The 21,984-nt window shown below is 57.2% G+C and carries 26 protein-coding genes; 9 read left to right on the plus strand and 17 right to left on the minus strand.

Features of this window, described 5'->3' with window-relative positions; genetic code table 11:
- Positions 1 to 2 precede the first annotated feature (2 nt).
- Positions 3 to 1,364 carry a lipopolysaccharide biosynthesis protein gene (locus AAC060_RS00565; RefSeq protein ID WP_339821660.1) on the plus strand — a complete coding sequence of 454 codons (1,362 nt, stop codon included), beginning with the start codon at positions 3 to 5 and terminating at the stop codon, positions 1,362 to 1,364.
- Between the two features lie 60 nt (positions 1,365 to 1,424).
- On the opposite strand, the gene rpsI is transcribed toward AAC060_RS00565, so the two are convergent.
- The 3 genes from rpsI to AAC060_RS00580 form a co-directional block, all read right to left on the minus strand.
- The gene (rpsI, locus tag AAC060_RS00570) at positions 1,425 to 1,964 is read right to left on the minus strand and encodes a 30S ribosomal protein S9 (RefSeq protein WP_339821663.1); all 540 of its coding nucleotides are present in this window, start codon (positions 1,962 to 1,964) and stop codon (positions 1,425 to 1,427) included.
- A complete protein-coding gene (gene rplM / locus AAC060_RS00575; RefSeq protein WP_339688794.1) occupies positions 1,964 to 2,443 on the minus strand; it encodes a 50S ribosomal protein L13 in 480 nt (159 codons plus the stop codon). The genes rpsI and rplM overlap by 1 nt, the downstream gene beginning before the upstream one ends.
- Positions 2,444 to 2,684: 241 nt before the next feature.
- The gene (locus AAC060_RS00580; RefSeq protein WP_339821666.1) at positions 2,685 to 3,737 is read right to left on the minus strand and encodes a COX15/CtaA family protein; all 1,053 of its coding nucleotides are present in this window, start codon (positions 3,735 to 3,737) and stop codon (positions 2,685 to 2,687) included.
- 151 nt (positions 3,738 to 3,888) lie between these two features.
- On the opposite strand from AAC060_RS00580, the gene AAC060_RS00585 reads away from it, so the two are divergent.
- The 5 genes from AAC060_RS00585 (at position 3,889) to dapD (ending at position 8,394) form a co-directional block, all read left to right on the plus strand.
- A complete protein-coding gene (locus AAC060_RS00585; protein WP_339821667.1) occupies positions 3,889 to 4,296 on the plus strand; it encodes a MerC domain-containing protein in 408 nt (135 codons plus the stop codon).
- 46 nt (positions 4,297 to 4,342) lie between these two features.
- Entirely contained in the window at positions 4,343 to 4,801 is a 459-nt protein-coding gene (locus AAC060_RS00590) for a transcriptional repressor (protein WP_339821669.1), read from the plus strand.
- A gap of 97 nt (positions 4,802 to 4,898) precedes the next feature.
- Positions 4,899 to 6,827 (plus strand): 1-deoxy-D-xylulose-5-phosphate synthase, encoded by a 1,929-nt coding sequence (dxs, locus tag AAC060_RS00595; RefSeq protein ID WP_339821672.1) that lies wholly within the window; start codon positions 4,899 to 4,901, stop codon positions 6,825 to 6,827.
- Positions 6,828 to 6,877: 50 nt separating this feature from the next.
- On the plus strand, positions 6,878 to 7,561 hold the full coding sequence (locus tag AAC060_RS00600) for a pyrimidine 5'-nucleotidase (protein WP_339821675.1): 684 nt from the start codon (positions 6,878 to 6,880) through the stop codon (positions 7,559 to 7,561).
- On the plus strand, positions 7,558 to 8,394 hold the full coding sequence (gene dapD / locus AAC060_RS00605; RefSeq protein WP_339821677.1) for a 2,3,4,5-tetrahydropyridine-2,6-dicarboxylate N-succinyltransferase: 837 nt from the start codon (positions 7,558 to 7,560) through the stop codon (positions 8,392 to 8,394). The genes AAC060_RS00600 and dapD overlap by 4 nt, the downstream gene beginning before the upstream one ends.
- 58 nt (positions 8,395 to 8,452) lie before the next feature.
- Here dapD and ruvB read toward each other — a convergent pair whose 3' ends face one another.
- The 8 genes from ruvB to AAC060_RS00645 form a co-directional block, all read right to left on the minus strand.
- Positions 8,453 to 9,478, minus strand: coding sequence for a Holliday junction branch migration DNA helicase RuvB (ruvB, locus tag AAC060_RS00610; protein WP_339821678.1), 1,026 nt, complete (start codon positions 9,476 to 9,478; stop codon positions 8,453 to 8,455).
- A 210-nt stretch (positions 9,479 to 9,688) separates the two neighbouring features.
- Positions 9,689 to 10,291, minus strand: a complete 603-nt coding sequence (ruvA, locus tag AAC060_RS00615) for a Holliday junction branch migration protein RuvA (protein ID WP_339821681.1) — start codon at positions 10,289 to 10,291, stop codon at positions 9,689 to 9,691.
- A 121-nt stretch (positions 10,292 to 10,412) separates the two neighbouring features.
- Entirely contained in the window at positions 10,413 to 10,883 is a 471-nt protein-coding gene (ruvC, locus tag AAC060_RS00620) for a crossover junction endodeoxyribonuclease RuvC (protein WP_339821682.1), read from the minus strand.
- A gap of 1 nt (position 10,884) precedes the next feature.
- A complete protein-coding gene (locus AAC060_RS00625; RefSeq protein WP_339823750.1) occupies positions 10,885 to 11,235 on the minus strand; it encodes a DUF3147 family protein in 351 nt (116 codons plus the stop codon).
- The gene (locus AAC060_RS00630) at positions 11,235 to 11,984 is read right to left on the minus strand and encodes a YebC/PmpR family DNA-binding transcriptional regulator (protein ID WP_339821685.1); all 750 of its coding nucleotides are present in this window, start codon (positions 11,982 to 11,984) and stop codon (positions 11,235 to 11,237) included. Before AAC060_RS00630 ends, AAC060_RS00625 begins: the two co-directional genes overlap by 1 nt.
- 23 nt (positions 11,985 to 12,007) lie before the next feature.
- Positions 12,008 to 12,328: a heavy metal-binding domain-containing protein gene (locus tag AAC060_RS00635; RefSeq protein ID WP_339821688.1), complete on the minus strand. Its 321-nt coding sequence runs from the start codon at positions 12,326 to 12,328 to the stop codon at positions 12,008 to 12,010.
- Positions 12,329 to 12,370: 42 nt separating this feature from the next.
- Complete coding sequence (locus AAC060_RS00640; RefSeq protein ID WP_067197204.1) at positions 12,371 to 12,613, minus strand: DUF2312 domain-containing protein; 243 nt, start codon at positions 12,611 to 12,613, stop codon at positions 12,371 to 12,373.
- Between the two features lie 43 nt (positions 12,614 to 12,656).
- Positions 12,657 to 12,965 (minus strand): DUF1244 domain-containing protein, encoded by a 309-nt coding sequence (locus tag AAC060_RS00645; RefSeq protein ID WP_339821690.1) that lies wholly within the window; start codon positions 12,963 to 12,965, stop codon positions 12,657 to 12,659.
- Positions 12,966 to 13,051: 86 nt separating this feature from the next.
- On the opposite strand from AAC060_RS00645, the gene pyk reads away from it, so the two are divergent.
- A complete protein-coding gene (gene pyk, locus AAC060_RS00650) occupies positions 13,052 to 14,503 on the plus strand; it encodes a pyruvate kinase (protein ID WP_339821692.1) in 1,452 nt (483 codons plus the stop codon).
- Here pyk and AAC060_RS00655 read toward each other — a convergent pair.
- From AAC060_RS00655 to galE, 3 genes are all read right to left on the minus strand, one after another.
- Positions 14,500 to 15,126 carry an HAD family phosphatase gene (locus tag AAC060_RS00655; protein WP_339821694.1) on the minus strand — a complete coding sequence of 209 codons (627 nt, stop codon included), beginning with the start codon at positions 15,124 to 15,126 and terminating at the stop codon, positions 14,500 to 14,502. The two genes, pyk and AAC060_RS00655, sit on opposite strands and share 4 nt — an antisense overlap.
- Before the next feature lie 10 nt (positions 15,127 to 15,136).
- Positions 15,137 to 15,262: a type B 50S ribosomal protein L36 gene (ykgO, locus tag AAC060_RS00660; protein ID WP_011415100.1), complete on the minus strand. Its 126-nt coding sequence runs from the start codon at positions 15,260 to 15,262 to the stop codon at positions 15,137 to 15,139.
- Between the two features lie 102 nt (positions 15,263 to 15,364).
- On the minus strand, positions 15,365 to 16,369 hold the full coding sequence (galE, locus tag AAC060_RS00665; RefSeq protein ID WP_339821697.1) for a UDP-glucose 4-epimerase GalE: 1,005 nt from the start codon (positions 16,367 to 16,369) through the stop codon (positions 15,365 to 15,367).
- 154 nt (positions 16,370 to 16,523) lie between these two features.
- On the opposite strand from galE, the gene AAC060_RS00670 reads away from it, so the two are divergent.
- Complete coding sequence (locus AAC060_RS00670) at positions 16,524 to 17,132, plus strand: DUF4136 domain-containing protein (protein ID WP_339821699.1); 609 nt, start codon at positions 16,524 to 16,526, stop codon at positions 17,130 to 17,132.
- Positions 17,129 to 18,253 carry a M14-type cytosolic carboxypeptidase gene (locus AAC060_RS00675; protein ID WP_339821702.1) on the plus strand — a complete coding sequence of 375 codons (1,125 nt, stop codon included), beginning with the start codon at positions 17,129 to 17,131 and terminating at the stop codon, positions 18,251 to 18,253. Before AAC060_RS00670 ends, AAC060_RS00675 begins: the two co-directional genes overlap by 4 nt.
- A gap of 13 nt (positions 18,254 to 18,266) precedes the next feature.
- Here the strand turns inward: AAC060_RS00675 and AAC060_RS00680 are convergent, their stop codons facing one another.
- The 3 genes from AAC060_RS00680 to AAC060_RS00690 are packed head-to-tail and all read right to left on the minus strand — an operon-like array spanning position 18,267 to position 21,983.
- Positions 18,267 to 19,700 (minus strand): TolC family protein, encoded by a 1,434-nt coding sequence (locus AAC060_RS00680; RefSeq protein WP_339821704.1) that lies wholly within the window; start codon positions 19,698 to 19,700, stop codon positions 18,267 to 18,269.
- A 7-nt stretch (positions 19,701 to 19,707) separates the two neighbouring features.
- Positions 19,708 to 20,853, minus strand: a complete 1,146-nt coding sequence (locus AAC060_RS00685; RefSeq protein WP_339821707.1) for an ABC transporter permease — start codon at positions 20,851 to 20,853, stop codon at positions 19,708 to 19,710.
- On the minus strand, positions 20,853 to 21,983 hold the full coding sequence (locus AAC060_RS00690) for an ABC transporter permease (protein WP_339821710.1): 1,131 nt from the start codon (positions 21,981 to 21,983) through the stop codon (positions 20,853 to 20,855). The genes AAC060_RS00685 and AAC060_RS00690 overlap by 1 nt, the downstream gene beginning before the upstream one ends.
- Between the last annotated feature and the right edge of the window lies 1 nt (position 21,984).

The raw sequence follows: 21,984 nt of genomic DNA on the forward strand, positions 1-21,984 counted from the left end.
AAATGTCAAAACCAGTGTCGCGTAATTTACTCACCAGATGGTCTCGCAGCGAGGATTCACTCGTCCGAGTTTTCCGCAACAGCAGCTGGCTTTTCTCGGCTAAAGGTCTGGGTGCTATCCTGAGCATTTTCTATCTGGCTATATTGACCCGGACGTTGGGCGTTGCGGGCTTTGGCGAATTCATGGTCATTGTCGGTGCGGTTCAGGTGCTGACAGCGGTTCTGAAACTGCAAACATGGCAGGCCGTTGTGCAGTTCGGAGTACCCTATTTGCTGGCCGGCCAGGATCGGGCATTCCGGAAATTGTCGGCGCAAAATTTCTGGATCGAATTGATCGGCGGGCTTGCCGCTTGCGGGGCATTGTGGCTGCTGCTCCCTTATGGCGCATCCCAATTTGGCTGGAGCGATCCGACTGTCACCGCGATCATGGGCTATGGCGTGATTGTGTTCCTCTCGGCCCGGTCCACTCCTATCGGCATATTGCGCGCGCAGGATCGTTTTGGCGGCAACGCTTTTGGCGATGCGATCATTCCCGTTGTCCGCTTTGCCGGTGCGTTGATTCTGGTCGCAACCCTGCCTTCGATGACGGGATTTCTGATCGTCTGGGGGCTGTCCGAATTTATCAGCTTTGTGGTAATGTGGTTAATGGTCTGGCGCCGGCACGAGACCGATCATCCGCTGCGCAAGACTTCCGCTACCCCTGCAGAACCGCCGAGCCGAAAAGAATTTCTGGCCTTCCTGCTGTTCACCAATCTCGCCTATCTGGTCAGCGTTATTCGCGAACGGCTGGTGGTGGTCATGGTCGGCTTTTTCGTCGGCCCGGCAGCGGCCGGCCTGTTCCGCCTGGCCGACCAGGTCGCCAACAGCCTCAATCGTCTCGCCGAAGTTTTTGCCCGTCCGCTGTTTGCGGAGCTGTCCCGATTGTTCGCCATCGGTCAAACGAAGGAATTGCGGACCCTGTTCTGGCGATCACTACGGGTGTCGGCGATCAGCGGCGGGGTTCTCTTTCTTGGTCTTTTATTGCTGGGAAAAAACATCATCTCCCTCATATCGGGCCCGGAATATCTCGCCGCTTTCCCGATATTGCTGCTGCTGGGTGCCGCGACCATCATCAGTCTGGCAGGACTTGGTCTCGAGCCCCTGCTTCAGGCAGCCGGTAGAGCCCGAAATGCACTCGTCGCCCGGGTCGCGGGGCTAATCGCGCTCGGCCTGCTTATGGCGTTCTTTTTACCAAGCTTTGGTACGCTAGGTGCCGCATGGGTGATGCTGATCTCCGCGATACTGACAAGCATCATATTGTTCATTTCGAGCCGGTCCGCGATCAGACAGCCCCGTCAGCGCCTTCCCAAATCTCCCCCGTCATAGAAACCCTCATAAAAAAAGGCGACCCGCAGGCCGCCTTTTCGAATTTCGATTTGGTTTCGCTTAACGCTTGGAGAACTGGAAGCTCTTACGCGCTTTGGCCTTACCGTATTTCTTACGTTCAACCTTACGGCTGTCACGGGTAAGAAAGCCTTCGGCTTTCACTGCCGACCGCAAAGCCGGTTCATATTTGGTCAGGGCTTGCGAAATGCCGTGCTTGACCGCACCAGCCTGTCCCGAAAGACCGCCACCTTTGACGGTCACGTCAACATCATATTGACCTTCGCGCTCGGTGATTGCGAAAACCTGATTGAGAACCAGACGCAGGGTCGGGCGTGCAAAATAGGTTTCCTGATCGCGGCCATTGACTGTGATCTTGCCCTTGCCAGGCTTCAGCCATACGCGGGCAACCGCGTCTTTCCGGCGACCGGTCGCATAAGCGCGTCCGAATTTGTCCAGCTCTTGCTCGCGCAAAGGCATGGTCGAAACGGGCGGTTCAGCAACCACGGTTTCTGCTTCGGCGTCTGCAGCAACTGGTGCATCGACAACAGCCGGGCCAGCGATATCTTTTAGATCAGCGAGATCGGTTTTTACATCAGACATTATGAGCCCACCTTATTCTTACGGTTCATCGAAGCGACGTCGAGCGCCACCGGTGCTTGGCCAGCATAAGGATGCTCGGTGCCAGCGAAAACATGCAATGCACGCATCTGGGCAAAGCCAAGCGGGCCCTTCGGGATCATCCGCTCGACAGCTTTTTCAATGATACGCTCTGGGAAACGACCTTCGAGGATCTTTTCCGCGGTCGTACCGCTGATGCCGCCGGGATAGCCGGAGTGCTTGTAATAGGTTTTCTGCTTGGTCTTGTTGCCGGTGAACTTCACCTTTTCGGCATTGATCACGATGACATGATCACCGCAATCGACATGCGGGGTGTAGCTTGGCTTATGCTTGCCGCGCAGGATATTGGCGATAATCGACGAAACCCGGCCAACGACCAGATCTTCGGCATCAATGATGTGCCATTTCTTTTCGACTTCAGCAGGCTTCGCCGACTGGGTCTGTTTGGTGATACCCTTCATGGGGTTTGCTCCTTCTGGGAGAATGATTTGAATCAAAAATGATAAAAGCCGGACGCAAAGATCCGGCCGACTGCGGCGCTATTGGCGATGTTATTCCGGCAAGTCAAGCGAAAGCGGGGCTTTGCCAACGGGTATAATAATACCGAAGGGCTATTTGGAACTGGTCGAATGACGATTTTTCACAATTCGATAAGCGAAAATCCGGCCTCCGAAATTGCCTATCGCGAAAACAGGTTATTGGCTACCGTGGCTGGCGGCCGATCAGATGCACTCCCCATATGGACGAAGCGACGACCAGAGCACCAACCGCCTGATGCAATACCGCCAGATGAATATCTATACCGGTCATCACGGTGGCAATGCCCAGCAATATCTGGCTACCGAAAGCGATATGGATCGCGACCGAGGCCCTGCGATCTATCGGTCGCGCTTTTCGCGCCAATATAACAAGGAAGCCGACGACGACCCAGGCCCACCATCGATGGATGAAATGGATCAGATAGGGATCATAGTTGAGTGCGGCCCACGTGCCGCTAGCCCAGTTGATCCCGCCGGGGACGAAATATTCGTTCATCAGCGGCCATGTATTGGACACATAGCCTGCATCCAGGCCCGCTGTATAGGCGCCGAACAACAGCTGGAAAAAAAGTACCGCCAAGACCGCTATGCCAAGCCCCGTCATCCGCGCCGGCCCCGGGTTACCTGCAGCAAGCTGGCGCAGGTCAAGCGCCGTCCAGACGAGACCGCCAAGGATGAAAAGAGCGGTCAGCAAATGCACCGCCAACCGGAAATGACTCACATCCGTCCGCTCGCTCAGACCCGAACTGACCATCCACCATCCGATCGTACCCTGCAGTCCGCCGAGCGCGAGCAAAGCCACCAACCGCCAGCCATAGCCGGACGGGATCGCCCGCTTCACTGCAAACCAGAGCAGCGGTAGCGCAAAGGCCACACCGATCAAACGTCCGAGCAGGCGATGCACCCATTCCCAGAAATAGATGAACTTGAAATCCGCCAGTGTCATGCCGGCCGGGCCGTTGATTTCCAGATATTCGGGGATCTGCTGGTATTTGGTAAATTCCGACAGCCAGTCCGCTTCACTCAGCGGCGGTAGCGCGCCGGTCACCGGCTTCCACTCGGTGATCGACAGACCCGATTCGGTCAACCGGGTAATGCCGCCGACGACGACCATGATGAACACCAGAATCGCAACGCCAATAAGCCAGTTGGCGATAGCGATCGGACGATTGCTTGCGTTGCTTTCCCGCTGCTTCAATATGCTTGTGTCGGTCATGGGCCGCTATTTGGGATCAAAAGCGCCATCTGACAACTGGAAACGCGGAAACCGCCCGCAAAAAGCCCGAAATTTCGGAAATGATATGTTGTATCTTAACACGCCTTTCCCTATATCCGTCCTACGCAAACAACAAGTGAGACAGTGAGTCGTGTTTACGGCAGCAAAATTGTGGAACAAAAATGGTCTTTTGATCAAGGACGGCCTGTGGGATCGTCTGGCCGTGCTGGTGTCCGGCCTCTGCCTTGTTCACTGCGTCTCGACCATCGCTATTGTTGCCATCCTTTCCTCGGCGGGCGGCATGCTGCTCGATCCGCTGGTTCATGAAATCGGCCTTGGTATCGCAATCGCACTGGGCCTGTTCACCCTCGGCCGGGGTGTATTGGACCACGGTTATATGATGCCAGCGGCAATAGGCGGCTTGGGCCTGGGCATGATGATTGGAGCGATCTCCCTAGGTCACGAAAGCGGCCATAACGGAGCGGAGGTTCTCTATACCATGCTCGGTGTAGGCGTTCTCGCGCTAGGCCATGATCTGAACTACCGCGCCACCCATTAAACTGCGCCCCATTGCCCTTGCGGCGAAACATCCCTAAATTATCCCTATGGGAAAACATAATCATCATGAGCATGAAGGCGAGTCCTTAGCCGACGCGGCACGCGCCAATCTGGAAAAATCCGGTGAGAAATGGACCGATACAAGGGCCGCGATATTTGACGCGCTGGCGGGCTTCTCCCGTCCGGCTTCGGCCTATGACATCGCCGAACTGGTATCTGCGGCAAGGGGCAAACGTGTCGCACCGAATAGTGTGTACCGGATTCTCGACCTGTTCGTGGCGAATAACCTCGCGATGCGGGTAGAAAGCGCCAATGCCTATCTCGCCAACAGCCATCCGGGCTGCGCCCATGATTGCATCTTTCTGGTCTGCGACACCTGCGGAGAGGCAACGCATATTGATGATGACCCCCTGTCCCAGCAAGTGCGCACGGTTGCAAAAAGTCAGGGTTTTAGCTCTATTCGCCCGGTAATCGAGGTGCGCGGCATTTGCCAGAAATGCAGCTAATTGTTTCCGCGTGTCAGCAAAGGTTCACAGACGGACTGCTGAAAGTTCGACAGAGCAACGCGATGCCGTTAAAGCTGGGACCAATCAGGGAGTGAATATGCCAGTTTCGAATACACCATTGCTGGATGACGTCTCCTTTCCGGCGGATTTGCGGAAATTGAAGCCGACCCAACTTCGCCAGTTTGCCGACGAGTTGCGCGCCGAAGTCATCGACACGGTGTCCACTACCGGAGGCCATCTGGGCGCCGGTCTGGGTGTTGTCGAGCTGACGACAGCGATCCATTATGTTTTCAACACGCCCGAAGACCGACTGATCTGGGATGTTGGCCATCAATGCTATCCGCACAAGATCATCACCGGCCGCCGCGACCGGATCCGCACCCTGCGCCAAGGCGGCGGACTATCCGGCTTCACCAAAAGGTCGGAAAGCGAATATGATCCCTTCGGCGCGGCCCATAGTTCGACCTCGATCAGCGCAGCCTTAGGCTTTGCGATCGCCAATAAGCTGAACGACAAACCAGGTCGCGGCATTGCCGTTATCGGCGACGGCGCGATGAGTGCCGGCATGGCCTATGAAGCGATGAACAATGCGGAAGCGGCTGGCAACCGGCTGGTTGTCATTCTCAACGACAATGACATGTCGATCGCACCGCCGGTCGGCGGGCTTTCGGCCTATCTCGCCCGAATCGTTTCTTCCCGTGAATTTCTCGGCGTCCGCCAGCTGGCGCGGCGCATCGCCCGAAAGTTGCCCAAGGGCCTGTACGACGCAGCGCGCAAGACCGATGAATATGCCCGCGGCATGACAATGGGCGGGACCCTGTTCGAGGAACTGGGCTTCTATTATGTCGGCCCGATCGACGGCCATAATCTGGAACATCTGATTCCCGTGCTCGAAAATGTGCGCGATGCGGCAGAAGGCCCCTGCCTGATCCACGTCGTCACCGAAAAGGGCAAAGGCTATAAATTCGCCGAGGAAGCCGATGACAAATATCACGGCGTCGCCCAGTTCGACGTGGTGTCCGGCAAGCAGAACAAGGGTCCCGGCGGCGGACCACCCGCCTATCAGAATGTATTCGGCGAAACCCTCGCCAAGCTGGCCGACAGCGATCCGAAAATCTGCGCGATCACCGCGGCCATGCCTTCGGGCACCGGCGTCGACAAATTTGCCAAGGCGCATCCGGACAAGGCCTTTGATGTCGGGATCGCCGAACAGCATGGCGTGACCTTTGCCGCCGGTCTGGCTGCACAAGGCATGCGGCCTTTTTGCGCGATCTATTCAACATTCCTGCAACGCGCCTATGATCAGGTCGTCCATGACGTGGCGATCCAGAATCTGCCGGTGCGTTTCGCGATCGACCGGGCGGGTCTGGTCGGCGCGGATGGCAGCACCCACGCCGGATCCTTCGACGTCACCTATCTGGCGACATTGCCCAATATGGTGGTGATGGCCGCAGCCGACGAGGCCGAGCTGGCGCATATGACCTATACCGCGTCGTTGCACGACAGCGGTCCGATCGCCTTTCGCTACCCGCGCGGCAATGGCACCGGCGTGCCGATCCCGGAAAAACTCGAACAGCTGGAAATCGGCAAGGGCCGGATCGTCAAACAGGGTACCAAGGTCGCGATCCTGTCGCTTGGCGCCCGTCTCGAAGAAGCCAAGAAGGCAGCAGAGCGGCTCGAAGCCAAGGGCCTCAGCACAACCGTTGCCGACCTCCGCTTTGCCAAACCGCTCGACGAAGAATTGATCCGCAAATTGCTGACAACCCATGAAGTCGCAGTGACGGTCGAGGAAGCCTCGGTCGGCGGCCTCGGCGCACATGTGCTGACTTATGCGTCTGACAATGGCCTCACCGACGCCGGCCTGAAAATCCGGACGATGCGCCTGCCCGATATATTCCAGGATCAGGACAAGCCGGACGTGCAATATGCCGAAGCGGGGCTAGACGCCGATGGTATAGTCGAAACCGTCCTGAAAGCACTGCGTCACAATAGCGCGAGCGTCGAAAATACCGGAACACGGGCCTAGCCGATATTGCCGCTTGTGATTGGCCGAAACGGCCTTTAGGCGATTGCCCCATGCCACCGGAATTTTCCCATATCGATCACTGGATATTTGATCTCGATAACGTGCTCTACCCCGTGGAGTGCGATCTGTTCGCGCTGATCGATATCAAGATGGGCGAATATATTGCCCGGGCGCTGGATTGTGATCTGGTCGAAGCGCGGAAAATCCAGAAGGGATTTTTTCACGATCATGGCACCACGCTGGCTGGCCTGATGCATCATCATGGCACCGATCCCGCCGATTTTCTCGATTTTGTGCATGATATCGATATGGACCGCCTTTCGCCTGCGCCTCTGGTCCGTGCCGCCATTGAAGCACTGCCGGGCGAGAAGCTGATTTTCACCAATGCCGACCGGCCTTATGCCGAGCGGGTTCTGGAAAAGCGCGGATTCGGCGGGCTTTTCCATCAGATGCACGACATTCGGGATACAGGCCTTATACCCAAGCCGCAGACAGCCGCTTACGAAAGCCTGATCGCCGCAACCGGCATCGATCCGACTCGCGCCCTGTTTGTCGAAGATATGGCGCGCAATTTGCGTCCCGCGAAAACATTGGGCATGACAACAATATGGATCAATACCGGTGCAGAATGGGCTGGCCGCGAACATGATCCTGCCTATATTGATCACGAAATCACCGATCTGGAAAGCTGGGTCACTGGCCTCCATAGCGCAAAGGAAGAAATATCAACATGACCGCAGCATTGCAGACCGTAATCGACGCCGCCTGGGACAAACGGGAATCTTTGAGCCTCACGTCGCAGGGACCGGAGCGTGATGCGGTCAATCTGGCCCTGTCCATGCTCGACAACGGCACCGCACGGGTCGCCGAGAAAAAAGACGGCCAGTGGGTGGTCAACCAGTGGCTCAAAAAAGCGGTGCTGCTTTCCTTCCGGCTCAACGACAATGTGCTGATCGAAGGCCCCGGTGGCGCCAATCACTGGGACAAGGTGCCAAGCAAATTTGCCGGCTGGGGCGAGAACCGGTTTCGCGAGGCGGGTTTCCGTTCTGTACCCGGCTCGATCGTCCGTCAGGGCGCCTTTATCGGCAAGGGCGTCGTGCTGATGCCCAGCTTTGTCAACATCGGCGCCTTCGTCGATGAAGGCACGATGGTCGACGGCTGGGCCACCGTCGGCAGCTGCGCGCAGATCGGCAAGAACGTACACATCTCAGGCGGTGCCGGCATTGGCGGCGTTCTCGAACCCTTGCAGGCCGGTCCGGTGATCATCGAGGATGGCGCATTCATCGGTGCCCGCGCCGAAGTCGCCGAAGGCGTGCGCGTCGGCGAAGGCGCAGTGCTCTCCATGGGTGTCTATCTCGGCGCTTCGACCAAGATCGTCGACCGGGTCACCGGCAAGATCTGGATCGGCGAAGTGCCGCCTTATTCGGTCGTGGTTCCCGGTACGATGCCGCCGAAGGTCAATGTTGACGGCGTCCCCGGACCCAGCCTCTATTGCGCCGTGATCGTCAAGACGGTCGATGCGCAAACACGGTCCAAGACCGGTATCAACGAATTGCTGCGCGACTGATAGAGACGCGGGTGAACTAGAGGCATGAAATCCTCTCCCTTAAAGGGAGAGGATGCCCTCAATCAAACAGTTCGCCGCCCGTTTCTTTGCCCGCAGGCGGGGCCAGTCCCAAATGTTTCCACCCGCGATCATTGAGTGTCCGGCCGCGTGCTGTCCGGGCGATCAGGCCGAGCTGGATCAGATAAGGCTCGATCACTTCTTCCACCGTGTCGCGCGGTTCCGACAGGCCCGCGGCGAGCGTTTCCACGCCAACCGGCCCGCCTTTGTAGACATCCGCAATCATATAGAGATAGCGCCGATCCATTGCATCAAGGCCGATGCTGTCGACCTCCAGCCGGGTTAAGGACGCATCCGCAATTTCCCGGTCGACAAGCCTAGTGCCCGCGACATTGGCAAAATCCCGCACCCGGCGGAGCAGACGACCGGCGATACGCGGCGTGCCTCGTGCGCGACGAGCGACTTCAGTAGCACCATCGGGCGCAATCTCGAGATCGAGCAACCTCGCGGCGCGGTGGACGACTTTTTCCAGTTCTTCGGTCGAGTAGAAATTGAGCCGCACCGGAATCCCGAAACGGTCGCGCAGCGGCGTGGTCAGCAGGCCCTGACGCGTTGTCGCGCCGATCAGGGTGAAAGCCGGCAGATCGATCCGCACTGAGCGCGCCGACGGGCCTTCGCCAATGATCAGATCAAGCGCTCGGTCTTCCATCGCCGGATAGAGCACTTCCTCGACCACCGGATTGAGCCGATGAATCTCGTCTATAAAAAGAACATCGCCTTCTTCGAGATTGGTCAGCAGGGCCGCAAGATCGCCGGACTTTGCGATGACCGGCCCGGAAGTAGCACGAAAACCAACCCCCAGTTCGCGCGCAATGATCTGCGCCAGCGTGGTCTTGCCCAATCCGGGAGGACCAAAGAACAGCACATGATCCAGCGCCTCGCTGCGCCCCTTGGCCGCCTCGATAAACACCCGAAGATTACCACGCGCCGCTTCCTGCCCGATAAATTCGTCGAGCGTTTTAGGGCGCAGCGCCGCGTCGATGTCTTCGACCTTGCGTTCGGGAGATTGGAGCCGGTCTTCAGTCATGAAGGCGGCCTAGCTCATCCGTCATTCCTGCGAAAGCGGGAACCCGGTTCTTTGTATCACCAATGAATAGTTTTTCACGCGAAGCCGCGAAGGCGCAAAGATAGTGCGGCAAGCCCTGCCCCCTTTGCGCCTTCGCGGCTTCGCGTGATCCATTAAAAACTGCGACGTTATATATGCTGGGCTGACAGCGTACGTGTTCATTCCCCTGCATCAACGCGCCGCCTTCTTCAACGCCAGCCGTACCAGCGCATCCAGGGTTGCACCATCGCCTATCTCGGAATCGGCCGCTGCCACCGCCGCGCTCGCATCCGCCGGTTTGAAACCAAGATTCTGCAGCGCGCTGACGGCATCGGCGCTGTTGTTCGAGGGCGCGTGGACCGTACCGCCGCCAGCAATTGGATCGGTCGCGATGCCGCCGACCTTGTCTTTCAATTCGTTGACGATCCGCAGCGCCAGTTTCGGGCCGACGCCATTGGCGCGGCTGACCATTGCCTTGTCACCCATTGCAATGGCGCGTGAAATTTCGCCTGGTTCCAGCGCCGACAAGATCGCCAGCGCCACCTTGCCTCCGACGCCCTGCACCGAGATCAGCAAGCGGAACCAGTCTCTCTCCGATCTGCTGGCAAAGCCCATCAGACGCATGTCGGTCTCGCTGACCTGCATCTCGGTATAGATGGTCGCGCCATCACCCTTGCCGCCAATGGCACCGATGGTGCGCGACGAGCAGAAAACCAGATAGCCGACGCCCTGCACATCGAGCACGATATTGTCCGAGCCGATTTCGTCGATGGTGCCGGTGAGTTTTGCGATCATAGCTGTGTATTAATGCAAGGGCGGCACAAGTCCAGTTCCGTTCGTGCTGAGCTTGTCGAAGTACGAATTTGCGCGCTCCAAGGTCCTTCGACAGGCTCAGGACGAACGGCGCTTTGCTCCGCTATCTCTTCCGATGATGCGCGTGGGTGATCGCCACGGCCAGCGCATCGGCAGCATCCGCACCGGCCAGCTTCACGCCGGGCAGCAGGATCTTTAACATCGCCTGCACCTGTTCCTTGTCGGCATTGCCAACGCCGACCACGGACTTCTTCACCGTCCGCGCCGAATATTCGCCGACTTCAATTCCGGTCCGAGAAGCACCAAGCAGCACCACGCCGCGCGCCTGACCCAGTTTCAACGTGCTCTGCGGGTTGCTGTTGACATAGACTTCCTCGACCGCCGCGCCATCCGGCTTATATTCGAGCAGCAGGTCGGTGAGTTCGAGATCGAGCTTGAGCAAACGGGTCGCCAAGGCCATTTTGCTATCGGTCTTGATCTGGCCATTGGCAATATGGGACAGGCGATTACCGTCCGCCACGATCACGCCCCAGCCGGTGGTACCGAGACCCGGATCGAGGCCGAGAATGATCATCTTAAATGGGCAGCCCGAGACGGCGACCGACAACGGCCATTATGAGATAAAGGCCGATCGTCAGCAGGGATCCCGCCGCCAGCGACAGCCAGAAGCTGATACCATTGCGCAACATCATCGGAATCAGGAGGAACATCGGAAGAGATGGCAGAACATACCAGAAGGTCGCTTCAGCATGCAACGCCATATTTTCCGTGTCAGGCCGCGCATACCAGAGGAAGATCATGCCCAATATCGAGATCAAGGGCAGCGAGGCGACCAGCGCGCCGAAGCTGGGCTGGCGTTGCGCGATGGTTGCCACCATTGCCACGATCACTCCCGCGAGCGCAGCTTTGGCGGCAAATTCCCACATCACTCGGCGTTCAGTTTTTCCATGATTTCGTCGGACACGTCATAATTGCCCCAGACGGTCTGGACGTCGTCATCTTCTTCCAGCATGTCGATCAGGTTGAGCAAGGTCTCGGCCTGCTCCTGATCGACTTCGACCTGAACCGAAGGCCGCCAGGCGAGTTTGACACTTGCCGCTTCGCCCAGTGCTTTTTCCAGAGCAGTGGATACTTCGTGAAGATCTTCCATCGCCGTCCAGATTTCATGACCGTCTTCATCGGAAGAAATATCTTCGGCACCGGCTTCCATCGCGGCCTCGAGGACCTTTTCCTCGTCGCCGGCGCTGACCGGATACTGGATATAGCCGACCCGGTCAAAACCGTGAGAAACCGAACCGCTTTCGCCCAGATTGCCACCATTTCGCGACATGATCGTACGAACGTTGGTAAAAGTGCGGTTATTATTATCGGTCAGAGTCTCGATGATCAGGGACACACCACCGGGGCCAAAGCCTTCGTAGCGGATCTCGCTATAATCATCGCCTTCGTTCGCCGTCGCTTTTTCAATGGCGCGCGAAATATTGTCCTTCGGCATCGACACCGCTTTGGCGCTGTTGACCGCCAGGCGCAGACGCGGATTGAAATCCGGATCCGGCATGCCCGACTTGGCCGCCACGGTTATCTCGCGCGAGAGCTTCGAAAATTGCGCCGCACGCTTCTTGTCCTGAGCGCCCTTGCGATGCTTGATATTGTTAAATTTACTATGGCCTGCCATTTTACCTCAAATTCCCGATTTGATCATTCTACAATTACCGCGGTTCCCGATGCGGATACCATCAACATCGATCCTTTGTCGCCAACGACCTCATAGTCAAGATCAACTCCGACAACCGCATTGGCGCCGGCTTTCACCGCCTCTGCTTCCATCTCCGCCAGTGCTTCGTCGCGCGCGCGTTTCAGGACATTTTCATATTTACCGGAGCGGCCGCCGACAATGTCGGTGATGCTGGCAAACAGATCGCGAAACAGGTTCGCGCCGACAATTACCTCGCCAATCACGATCCCGCGATAGTCACGGATCGCGCGGCCTTCGATACTGGGTGTCGTGGTGACAATCATCAATGCTCTCCTGCCGCTAAAGACTGGCTATTAGCCTATTGATCAGGCCAGGCCAAGCGCCGCTTTATAGGTGTCGAGAATGGCTTCCATTTCCTGACGGTCATGGGCTTCCATTTTCCGCAAACGAACGATCTGGCGCATGATTTTCGCATCATAGCCTTGTGATTTCGCTTCGGAATAAACGTCACGAATATCGTCCGCCATGCCCTTTTTCTCTTCTTCCAGCCGCTCGATACGTTCAATAAACAGACGCAGCTGGTCTGCGGCAACATTGCCTTCGCTCATTCTTTCATTCCTTTAAAACTATATTCGGATTCGAAGCCTGCCTTTAAGACGCGTCGGCGTTTTTGGCCACGCTTTCCTTCATCTTTTTGAGCCGTTCCGGTGTCGCTTCGGTCTGGTATTTTCCCTTCCACTCGTTCATCGGCATGCCGTGGATTGCTTCGCGGGCTTCATCCTTGGTCATCGAGCCGCCGGCATCAACCGTCGCCTCCATCACCCAGTCGGCGAGGCAGTTGCGGCAGAAACCCGCCAGACCCATCAGATCGATATTTTCCGCATCGTGGCGATATTGCAGATGGGTAACCAGACGGCGAAAGGCAGCGGCGGCGGCGGCATCAGTTATTTTATCGGTCATGTTCGTTTCCGTTGTTTTTTGTTTTTATCCTGTCATGAATTGGAGATAAGCAACCCGCAGGTAAAGCGCCACTAAGGAATTTACGCATGGCAACACCGATCTTCTCCCGTAACCGCAAGGTCAAAGTGCTGGCGACCCTGGGACCGTCGAGTGGCAGCCCGGAAATGATCGAAAAAATGTACCGCGCCGGGGTCGACGCCTTTCGGATGAACATGAGCCACGGCGAACATGCCGCCCATGCCGTCAACGTGAAATCGATCCGGGCGCTGGAAAAGAAAATCGGTCGGCCGATCACTATTCTCGCCGATCTTCAGGGACCGAAGCTGCGCATCGGAACCTTTGCCAAGCCGCCGGTGATGCTGGAAGAGGGCGCGCGCTTCACGCTCGACATGCTCAAGCAAAAGGGCGACGCGACACGCGTCACCCTGCCGCACAAGGAAATATTGAGCACCTTGCAGCCAGGCCATAATTTGTTGCTGGATGACGGAAAGATCCGGCTGGAAGTGACCAAGGCGGACGGTAAAAGCGTCGAGACAAAAGTGATTGTCGGCGGTGAAATTTCCGACCGCAAGGGTGTCAACGTACCGGAAGTCGTACTGCCGGTCAGTTCGCTGACCGACAAGGATCGCAAGGACCTGACCTTCGCGCTGGGGCAGGATGTCGACTGGATCGCGCTCAGTTTCGTACAACGCCCCGAGGATGTCGCCGAAGCGCGGCGGCTGATTGGCGGCAAAGCAGCCCTACTGGCCAAGATCGAAAAACCCGCCGCGATCGACCGGCTCGACGAAATACTCGAATTGTCCGACGCGGTTATGGTTGCGCGCGGCGACCTCGGCGTGGAATTATTGCCCGAACAGGTGCCGCCACTGCAGAAGAAAATTGTCGCTGCGGCGCGCGCACTCGGGCGGCCGGTAGTGGTTGCCACCCAGATGCTCGAATCGATGATCAAATCGCCCACCCCGACTCGCGCCGAGGTCTCCGATGTTGCAACCGCGATTTATGACGGCGCCGACGCGATCATGTTGTCAGCCGAATCGGCTGTCGGTGACTGGCCGATCGAGGCGGCGACGATGATGGACCGGATCGCCGCCCAGGTGGAAAATGATCCGTCTTATGAAGACAGGGTTCATTTCACCGAAACCGTGCCCGATGAAACGACTGCGGACGCGTTGGCCGCCGCCAGTTACAATATCGCCCGCACGATCGAGACGTCTGCCATCGTCTGCTATACCGCGTCCGGCTCGACTGCCCGCCGGATGGCGCGCGAACGCCCTTCTGTGCCGCTTATGGTGCTGACTCCGAACCGCCACACCGCCCGGCGTGTCGGACTATTATGGGGAGCTTATGCCGTGGTCACCCGCGACGTTTCCGATTTTGAGGAAATGATCGCCAAGGCCAAGCGGATGGCGTTGCGTCACAAGCTCGGCGAGGCGGGTTCCCGACTGATTGTCTGTGCCGGCGTACCCTTTGGCACACCAGGCTCGACCAATCTGCTGCATATCGTGCGCCTCTCCGGGGACGAGCTCAAGCGCAGCTAGAGCAGATCCAGCGCTTGCAAATGCGATTCGAGGCGTGGTGCATCCTTGAAATGATGCCCGGCGATCCCGAGAGCCTGACCTGCCTCGATATTGTCCGACCGGTCGTCAATGAAAAGACATTGGTCGGCGCGGCGGGAAAAGCGTTCCAGCGCCAGTTCGTAAATCGCTGCATCCGGTTTGATCAGCTTTTCTTCGCCGGAAATGACAATATCGGTAAAGAGTTCGAATATTGGTGCCGATGGTCGGAACTGCGCCCAGGATTCGGCCCCGAAATTGCTGATCGCAAATAGCGGGACACCGCGATTCGCCAATGCACGCACGATGTCGAGCATGGCATCGACTGGCCCGGGAATGGTTTCCGGGAATCGGCGGGAATAGGCGATGATATGATCACGATATTCGGGAAATTCGCGGCTTCGCTCCGCGACCATGTTGGCAAACGGCCGTCCGGCATCATGCTGGAAATGCCATTCCGGCGTCACGACATGAGCCAGAAACCAGTCCAGATCTTCGGAATCATCAATCAATTTTGTAAATAAACAACGCAAATCCCAGCGATACAGGACATTGCCTATATCGAAGATGACGGTGTCAATTTTGGAAATGGCAGAAGTCTCTGCCATAAACAGGCAATTAGCCTTGGCGCGCTTTGAACCGGCGATTCGTCTTGTTGATCACATAGGTGCGACCACGGCGACGGATTACGCGACAATCCCGGTGACGGTTTTTAAGCGACTTCAGTGAGTTGCGGACTTTCATTTTGGTACCACGCCTTGATTTTCTGAATTTCTTGAAAGCAGCGCATGCTGCGTTGAAGCAGGGCAATTACGGTCGACAACCGCTAAAGTCAAGCGACCAGCGCTATTCTCCGCGAATTCCGATCAGTTTGCGTTCCCACGCCAGCACATGAGCCACAATTTCATCGAGATCGGCATGCTTTGGCTGCCACGGGAAGCGCTGCATGATCGCATTATTGTCGGAAATCAGCGAATCGGGATCGCCGGCGCGCCGGTCCTCCATTTTCCTGACAATTGTCTTGTTGCTGACCCGGTCGATCGCATCAAGAACCTCGAGCACCGAAAAACCGCGGCCATAGCCACAATTGAGCAGATGGTTCCGATTCGGCTCGGCAATCAGTGCGTCGAGCGCCAGCACATGGGCATCGGCGAGATCCGAAACGTGGATATAGTCTCGAACACCAGTGCCGTCCGGCGTATCATAGTCAGTGCCAAAGACAGCGACGCTGTCGCGCTTGCCCAGCGCCGCTTCTACCGCGACCTTGATCAAATGGGTGGCACCGGCTGTCGATTGTCCGGTCCGACCTTGCGGATCGGCACCAGCGACATTGAAATAGCGCAGCGCGCAGAAATTCAGATCATGCGCCGCCGCCACATCGTGCAGCATATATTCGGTCATCAATTTGGACATGCCATAGGGATTGATCGGCAGTTGCGGCGTGCTTTCGCTGACCGGGCTTTCCTCGGGCATACCGTATGTCGCAGCGGTCGACGAGAAAATGAAATGCCGGACACCGCCGGTCACCGCCGATTCGATCAGGCTACGGCTCTTCGCGCTGTTATTGTGATAATATTTGAGCGGATTCTCTACCGATTCCGGTACGATGATCGAGCCGGCGAAATGCATGATCGCCCCGATATTCTCTTCCTTGATGATTCGCGCCACCAGAGCATCATCCTCGATATCGCCTTCATAGAAAGCAACACCTTCCGGCACCGCCCAGCGAAACCCGGTGGTCAGATTGTCAATCACCGCGACCGGCCATCCGCCATCCAGCAGCGCCAGCACCGCGTGGCTACCAATATAGCCTGCTCCGCCGGTGACCAATATCGTAAACGGTTTCGCCATTAATCTTACGTTCCTATATATTCCCTATATCGGCTGTTTAACGCGCTGGTCTCTCCAATCGGTTAACCACGGCCAGCTGCAGATATATTTTTTTACCGCAGTCTCGGAGTTTATGCGCTAACTATAGGGCTAAGCAGTTTAAGGAGTGAGTATCATGGCCGGTTTTCAATCATTTGCAACGACAGCTTTGGCAGCATTGGTCCTGTCTGGCTGTACGGCGATGACACCGCCTGTCGATGTCACCCGTTTCCACAACGCGCAAGTGACTCCGATCGTGCCAGGGAGCGTCATCATCCAACCCAATATGGTCGACGAAGGCGACAGTCGCAGCATCGAATATGCAACCTACTCGGCGGCACTGCTGCGCGAATTGCAGCGGGTCGGATTTTCCGAAGCGCGCGATGACAAGCAAAACAGCGATTATATTATACGCTACACGCTCGAAAGAGCGGTCTTGAGCGCCAGCGGATCACGATCACCGGTCTCGGTCGGTGTCGGCGGCAGCACCGGCAGTCGTGGCTCCGGCGTCGGCCTGGGCATTGGCATCGATCTCAGCGGGCCGCCCAAAGACAAGGTCGTAACCGAGCTTTCCGTGCGCCTGACCAAACGGGAAAGCGGCAACATTGTCTGGGAAGGCCGTGCATCGGTCGAGGCCAAGGATGGCTCGCCTGCGTCCCAGCCCGGTCTCGCCGCCGCTAAATTGGCTGAAGCCTTATTCAAGGACTTCCCCGGAGAGTCCGGAACCACTATCAGGGTACCATGACCATAAAAATCACCAGCGCGTTCGATAGCGGCAATATCGAAGTCCATGCCATCACCGGCACCAAAGCAGAACTCTCCATCCGCAAGGACAAGGATAGCGAGTTTTTCCAATGGTTCCATTTCCGGGTGGCCTGTGAAATTGGCGACGAACTGGAACTGAACATCGGCGGCCTGAAGGAATCGGCTTATCCGCAGGGCTGGCCCGATTATAACGCCTGCGTCAGCGAAGACCGGGAATTTTGGTGCCGCGCGGCGAGCAGTTACGACGAAGCCAGCGGCACCCTGTCGATTCGCTATACCGCAAGCAGCAATATCATCTGGTTCGCCTATTTCGCGCCATATAGCATGGAACGTCATCACGATCTGATCGCCGAAACCGCAGGATTTGAAGGCATATCGGTGCGGACTTTGGGGCACAGTCTCGAAGGCCAGCCGATTGACTGTCTGGAACTGGGCAGCGGCGACAAACAAGTCTGGCTTTACGCCCGTCAGCATCCGGGCGAAAGCATGGCCGAATGGTGGATGGAAGGCGCGCTGGAAATGCTCACCGATCCCGCCGATCCCCATGCACGGCTGTTATTGCAACAATGCCGGTTCCATGTCATCCCCAATATGAACCCAGATGGTTCGCGCAGGGGGCATTTACGAACCAATTTCGCCGGAACAAATCTCAACCGCGAATGGCAGGAGCCCAGCGCCGAGAAATCGCCGGAAGTATTATGTGTCCGCGATGCGATGGACCAAAGCGGCCTTGCTTTTGCCATGGACATTCATGGAGACGAAGCGATTCCCGCAGTTTTCATCGCCGGCTTTGAAGGCATTCCGTCGATCACCGACGCGCAGCTGGAGAAATATCACACTTACCGCAACCGCCTGGCGCAGCGGACGCCGGATTTCCAAACCACGCTCGGCTATCCGACCGCCGCCAAGGGCAAAGCCAATCTGGCGATGTCGACCAATCACCTGGCCGAACGTTTCGGTGCTGTCACAATGACTCTGGAAATGCCGTTCAAGGACAATCACGAACTGCCCGATGACGAGCAGGGCTGGTCCCCAGAACGCAGCATTTTGCTTGCCCGCGAATGCCTCGCCACGCTGGCCGAGATGATCGACGAAATCTAGCAGGCTGAGGTGCCTATTGCGACTCGGCCCCGCTTTGCTCGAAATCTTGCCAGCCACCGCCCAGTGACTTGTAAGCGGCAATGGCCTGCCGGAGCGCGTCGGCCTTGGCACTGACAAGCGATGACCGCGAACGGGCGGTCGCCGCGACAGCGTCCATGAGCGCGAGCTTGTTATCTTCGCCTGCCGTGTAGCGCTTTTGCGCCAGCACTTCATTCTCCATGGCATTGGCCAAAGCCGCGCCTGTTCTTTCGACCCTGCCGACCGCATGGGTATAGCGCGTGAGCGCCGTTTCGCTTTCGTTCAGCGCGGTCAGGATCGTCCGCTCGTAATGGATGGCTGCAGCCTCGCTGCGGGCATCTGCCGCTCGGATCTGGGCCCGGATCGTTCCCATCTGGAAGATCGGCCATGACAGGGAAGGTCCAAAGGCAAAGCGCGTCGAGCCGCCTGAAAACAGCCCCTCACCATCGCGCGACTGCTGACCCACGCTACCGAGCAACGAAAATCGGGGGAAGAGATCGGCGGTTGCGGCCCCTACCCGGTTTGTTGCAGCAGCGAGGCGATATTCCGCTGCACGAATATCCGGACGGCGGCGCAGGACGTCTGAAGGTGTGCCTGCCGATACGGTGGTCGGCAGATCTGGTAAGGCTGCCGCGTCATTGACGCGTTCCAGCAGGTCAGCCGGGTTGCGCCCGGTCAGCAGCGCCAGACGATAGGCCGCAACCCGTGCGCTGGCCAATATTGTCGGCAATTGCGCTGCAGCTTCCTCCGCCTGGACCGCTATTTGCACCGTTTCGGATTTCGGCGCTTCCCCGCTTGTGCTGCGAAGCCGCGATAACCGCAATTTCTCCTGCAAGGCTTCGGCCTGTTCCGCTATCGCGCTTGCCGAAGCCTCGGCGCTGCGCAAATCGACATAGGCGGCTGCGGTTTCGGCGATAGCGCTGAGCAGGACGGAGCGTTGCAGCTCCTGCTTTTCCGCAAGATCATTGGCGCGCGCCTTGATATTATTGCTATCGCGACCCCACAGATCGATTTCCCATGATGCATCGAAACCGGCATCGAATAATGTAAAGTCGCGTTCAAAGCCGGGAATACTGCCGACCGGTATCTGTCCTTCCTCGCTCAGCCGGTTGCTGGTGACCGATCCGGTCAACGCGCCTTCCGGGAGACGGCCACCTCTGGCCGCTTCGAGCAGCGCACGCGCTTCGCGAACCCGGGCGGCGGCTTCGGCAACGTCAAGATTGCGCGTGGCCGTTTCCTGAATAAGCGCGGTCAAGAGTGGGTCATGAAATTGCTGCCACCAGTTCTCTTCCACGGCGGAGCGATCGCTTGTCGAAGAAAATTGTGCTGGCGGCGCAATATCCGGACGCACATATTCCGGACCAACAGCGGTACAGGATGATAGAAATATCGCGACGCTTGCGACCAATATTCCGGATGATTGGGACATATTGCGATTACTCCATTCTGTGCCGGAACAGCCAAGCTGCCGCGGACAGTGTAAAGATAGAAATGATGATGAGCGGAACGGTGTTCGCCAGCACTTCCATGAGCGGCATGGCTTTGAGAAATACGCCCTGAACGATCACGATAAAATGCCGGACCGGATTGGCGAGCGAAATCCGCTCCAGCCAGAAGGGAATATTGTCGATCGGCGAAGCATAGCCGGACAACAGCACCGCGGGCGTGATGAAGATAAATGTGCCGAGAAAGGCCTGTTGCTGCGTTTTGGAAAGCGATGAGATGAAAAGCCCGACACCTATGACAGACAGCAGATAAAAAATGATCGCGCCGTACAGAAGAACTAGCGAACCCCGGAGCGGCACTTCAAAGACGAATACCGCTGCGACGATGAAGATTGTCGAGTTTAACAGGCCGACCAGAAAAGGGGGGATTGATTTTCCGATCAGGATTTCATGCACCCTCAGCGGTGTCACCATCAGCTGATCGAAAGTTCCCAGTTCCCGCTCGCGCGCAACCGACTGCGCCGTTACCGACAGGGTTGTAATGGCGCTGATCATCGCGATCAAACTGGGAAGGACAAACCACATATATTCCAGATTGGGATTGAATGCATTGGACGGGACGATCTCGCTCGGCGGCGTCCCCTGGTTTCTCTGCCCGGCAGAATTGATAGAGATATTGGCACTGGCCAGGATTTGCCCAAGATAGGCATTCACGATCTGCGAAGCATTGGACCGGCGGCCGTCATAGACTATCTGGATCGGGGCAGGATGCCCCGCCTTCAAATCTGCAGTAAAACCTTGTGGAAAATAAATTCCGGCGACCGCGTTCTGCTCGTCAATTGCATTTTCCATCGCTTTTTCAGAAGCCACGCGTGTCACTGATCTGAAATTCGGGCTCCCCTGGATTTGCTGGATGATTTCGGCAGTAGCGGTCCCGCCATCGCGGTCGAGATACACGATATCGGCATGTTCGATCGCAAGCGTCGATGCGAAGCTGAACAGTACAAGCTGCAATATCGGCGGTGCGACAAGAGTGATCCGTCCCTTCTTGTCGCGCAGCATCGCGAGCAATTCCTTGATTACCAGCGCCTTCATCCTCGCCCAGGCAGGCCATGTCGCAAATGCAGGTCCGGCCATCAGTCGAGCTTCTTTTTCGTAACACGGAATATCAGGATGAAGAACAGCGCGCCGAATCCGAGCAGGATCGCGATATTGGGAAGCAACAGCGCCCAGACATTCCCGGTCAGGAACAGGCTTTGCAGCGGCGGGATCAGGTAGCGGGCTGGCACGAGATAGGTGATCGCCTGGATCCACTTGGGCATCGAACTGATCTCGAAGATAAATCCGGAGAGCAGAAAGGCGGGGAGAAAGGCCGTAAGCAGCGCGACCTGAGAAGCAACAAACTGGTTTTTAAGGGCTGCGGATATCAGCAGTCCCTGACCGAGCGCCGGCATCAGAAAAGCCGCATATAGAGCGTATAATGCGAATATCGATCCTCTAAAGGGAACGTCGAATATGTAGACCGCCATTAATGTGCAGATCGTCGCCGCAATCAGACCAAGAATGAAATAGGGGGTCATTTTTGTGACTATGAATTCCGGAATGGTAACCGGCGTTGCGATCAGCGCCTCCATCGTTCCGCGCTCCCATTCCCGCGCGACAACCAGAGCCGTCAGCAGGCTGCCGATCATCGTCAGGATCACGGAAAAGGAGCCTGGAACCAGAAAATTCCGGCTGGTCAGCGCCGTATTATACCAGAATTGCGGCAACATCTGAATCCCGCCGCTTCGTGCGCTGTCATCCTGGGCGCCTTCGGATGCCAGCCACTGTGCATGTACACCTTGCGCATAGGCGCTGACAAAATTGGCTGTGTTGGGGTTGCTGCCATCGGTAATGACCTGAACCTGTGCGGATTTCCCGGTCGCAGCGTAGAGCCGGTCAAAATCGGACGGTATCGTCACTATACCCCTGATCCGGCCAGCGGTCAGGTCATCGAACAGCGCATCCTTGTCATTGGACTGCTTCACGTCAAAATAGGGCGAGTTCACATAAGCGGATGTCAGGCTGACGCTTGCGGAACCTCCGCTCTGCTGCACCAGGCCAAGTTTGACAGCCGAGGTATCCAGCGAAACACCGTAGCCAAACAGGAAAACCAGCATGATCGGGAGAAAAACGGCGATGAGAATCGTCGACGGATCGCGCAACACTTGCAGCACTTCCTTGACGAATAGAGCGCGAAGCCGCCGGGAAGAGAATTGAGCCGCCATA

The organism is uncultured Parasphingorhabdus sp. (assembly GCF_963975555.1).
In the GTDB taxonomy this organism is placed as follows: Bacteria; Pseudomonadota; Alphaproteobacteria; order Sphingomonadales; family Sphingomonadaceae; genus Parasphingorhabdus.

What these genes read in the sequence shown, in the direction of transcription:
- AAC060_RS00565 (WP_339821660.1), top strand. Translation starts at nt 3, where the DNA reads ATGTCAAAACCAGTGTCGCGTAATTTACTCACCAGATGGTCTCGCAGC.
- rpsI (WP_339821663.1), bottom strand. Translation starts at nt 1,964, where the DNA reads ATGTCTGATGTAAAAACCGATCTCGCTGATCTAAAAGATATCGCTGGC.
- rplM (WP_339688794.1), bottom strand. Translation starts at nt 2,443, where the DNA reads ATGAAGGGTATCACCAAACAGACCCAGTCGGCGAAGCCTGCTGAAGTC.
- AAC060_RS00580 (WP_339821666.1), bottom strand. Translation starts at nt 3,737, where the DNA reads ATGACCGACACAAGCATATTGAAGCAGCGGGAAAGCAACGCAAGCAAT.
- AAC060_RS00590 (WP_339821669.1), top strand. Translation starts at nt 4,343, where the DNA reads ATGGGAAAACATAATCATCATGAGCATGAAGGCGAGTCCTTAGCCGAC.
- dxs (WP_339821672.1), top strand. Translation starts at nt 4,899, where the DNA reads ATGCCAGTTTCGAATACACCATTGCTGGATGACGTCTCCTTTCCGGCG.
- AAC060_RS00600 (WP_339821675.1), top strand. Translation starts at nt 6,878, where the DNA reads ATGCCACCGGAATTTTCCCATATCGATCACTGGATATTTGATCTCGAT.
- dapD (WP_339821677.1), top strand. Translation starts at nt 7,558, where the DNA reads ATGACCGCAGCATTGCAGACCGTAATCGACGCCGCCTGGGACAAACGG.
- ruvB (WP_339821678.1), bottom strand. Translation starts at nt 9,478, where the DNA reads ATGACTGAAGACCGGCTCCAATCTCCCGAACGCAAGGTCGAAGACATC.
- ruvA (WP_339821681.1), bottom strand. Translation starts at nt 10,291, where the DNA reads ATGATCGCAAAACTCACCGGCACCATCGACGAAATCGGCTCGGACAAT.
- ruvC (WP_339821682.1), bottom strand. Translation starts at nt 10,883, where the DNA reads ATGATCATTCTCGGCCTCGATCCGGGTCTCGGTACCACCGGCTGGGGC.
- AAC060_RS00625 (WP_339823750.1), bottom strand. Translation starts at nt 11,235, where the DNA reads ATGTGGGAATTTGCCGCCAAAGCTGCGCTCGCGGGAGTGATCGTGGCA.
- AAC060_RS00630 (WP_339821685.1), bottom strand. Translation starts at nt 11,984, where the DNA reads ATGGCAGGCCATAGTAAATTTAACAATATCAAGCATCGCAAGGGCGCT.
- AAC060_RS00635 (WP_339821688.1), bottom strand. Translation starts at nt 12,328, where the DNA reads ATGATTGTCACCACGACACCCAGTATCGAAGGCCGCGCGATCCGTGAC.
- AAC060_RS00640 (WP_067197204.1), bottom strand. Translation starts at nt 12,613, where the DNA reads ATGAGCGAAGGCAATGTTGCCGCAGACCAGCTGCGTCTGTTTATTGAA.
- AAC060_RS00645 (WP_339821690.1), bottom strand. Translation starts at nt 12,965, where the DNA reads ATGACCGATAAAATAACTGATGCCGCCGCCGCCGCTGCCTTTCGCCGT.
- pyk (WP_339821692.1), top strand. Translation starts at nt 13,052, where the DNA reads ATGGCAACACCGATCTTCTCCCGTAACCGCAAGGTCAAAGTGCTGGCG.
- AAC060_RS00655 (WP_339821694.1), bottom strand. Translation starts at nt 15,126, where the DNA reads ATGGCAGAGACTTCTGCCATTTCCAAAATTGACACCGTCATCTTCGAT.
- ykgO (WP_011415100.1), bottom strand. Translation starts at nt 15,262, where the DNA reads ATGAAAGTCCGCAACTCACTGAAGTCGCTTAAAAACCGTCACCGGGAT.
- galE (WP_339821697.1), bottom strand. Translation starts at nt 16,369, where the DNA reads ATGGCGAAACCGTTTACGATATTGGTCACCGGCGGAGCAGGCTATATT.
- AAC060_RS00670 (WP_339821699.1), top strand. Translation starts at nt 16,524, where the DNA reads ATGGCCGGTTTTCAATCATTTGCAACGACAGCTTTGGCAGCATTGGTC.
- AAC060_RS00675 (WP_339821702.1), top strand. Translation starts at nt 17,129, where the DNA reads ATGACCATAAAAATCACCAGCGCGTTCGATAGCGGCAATATCGAAGTC.
- AAC060_RS00680 (WP_339821704.1), bottom strand. Translation starts at nt 19,700, where the DNA reads ATGTCCCAATCATCCGGAATATTGGTCGCAAGCGTCGCGATATTTCTA.
- AAC060_RS00685 (WP_339821707.1), bottom strand. Translation starts at nt 20,853, where the DNA reads ATGGCCGGACCTGCATTTGCGACATGGCCTGCCTGGGCGAGGATGAAG.
- AAC060_RS00690 (WP_339821710.1), bottom strand. Translation starts at nt 21,983, where the DNA reads ATGGCGGCTCAATTCTCTTCCCGGCGGCTTCGCGCTCTATTCGTCAAG.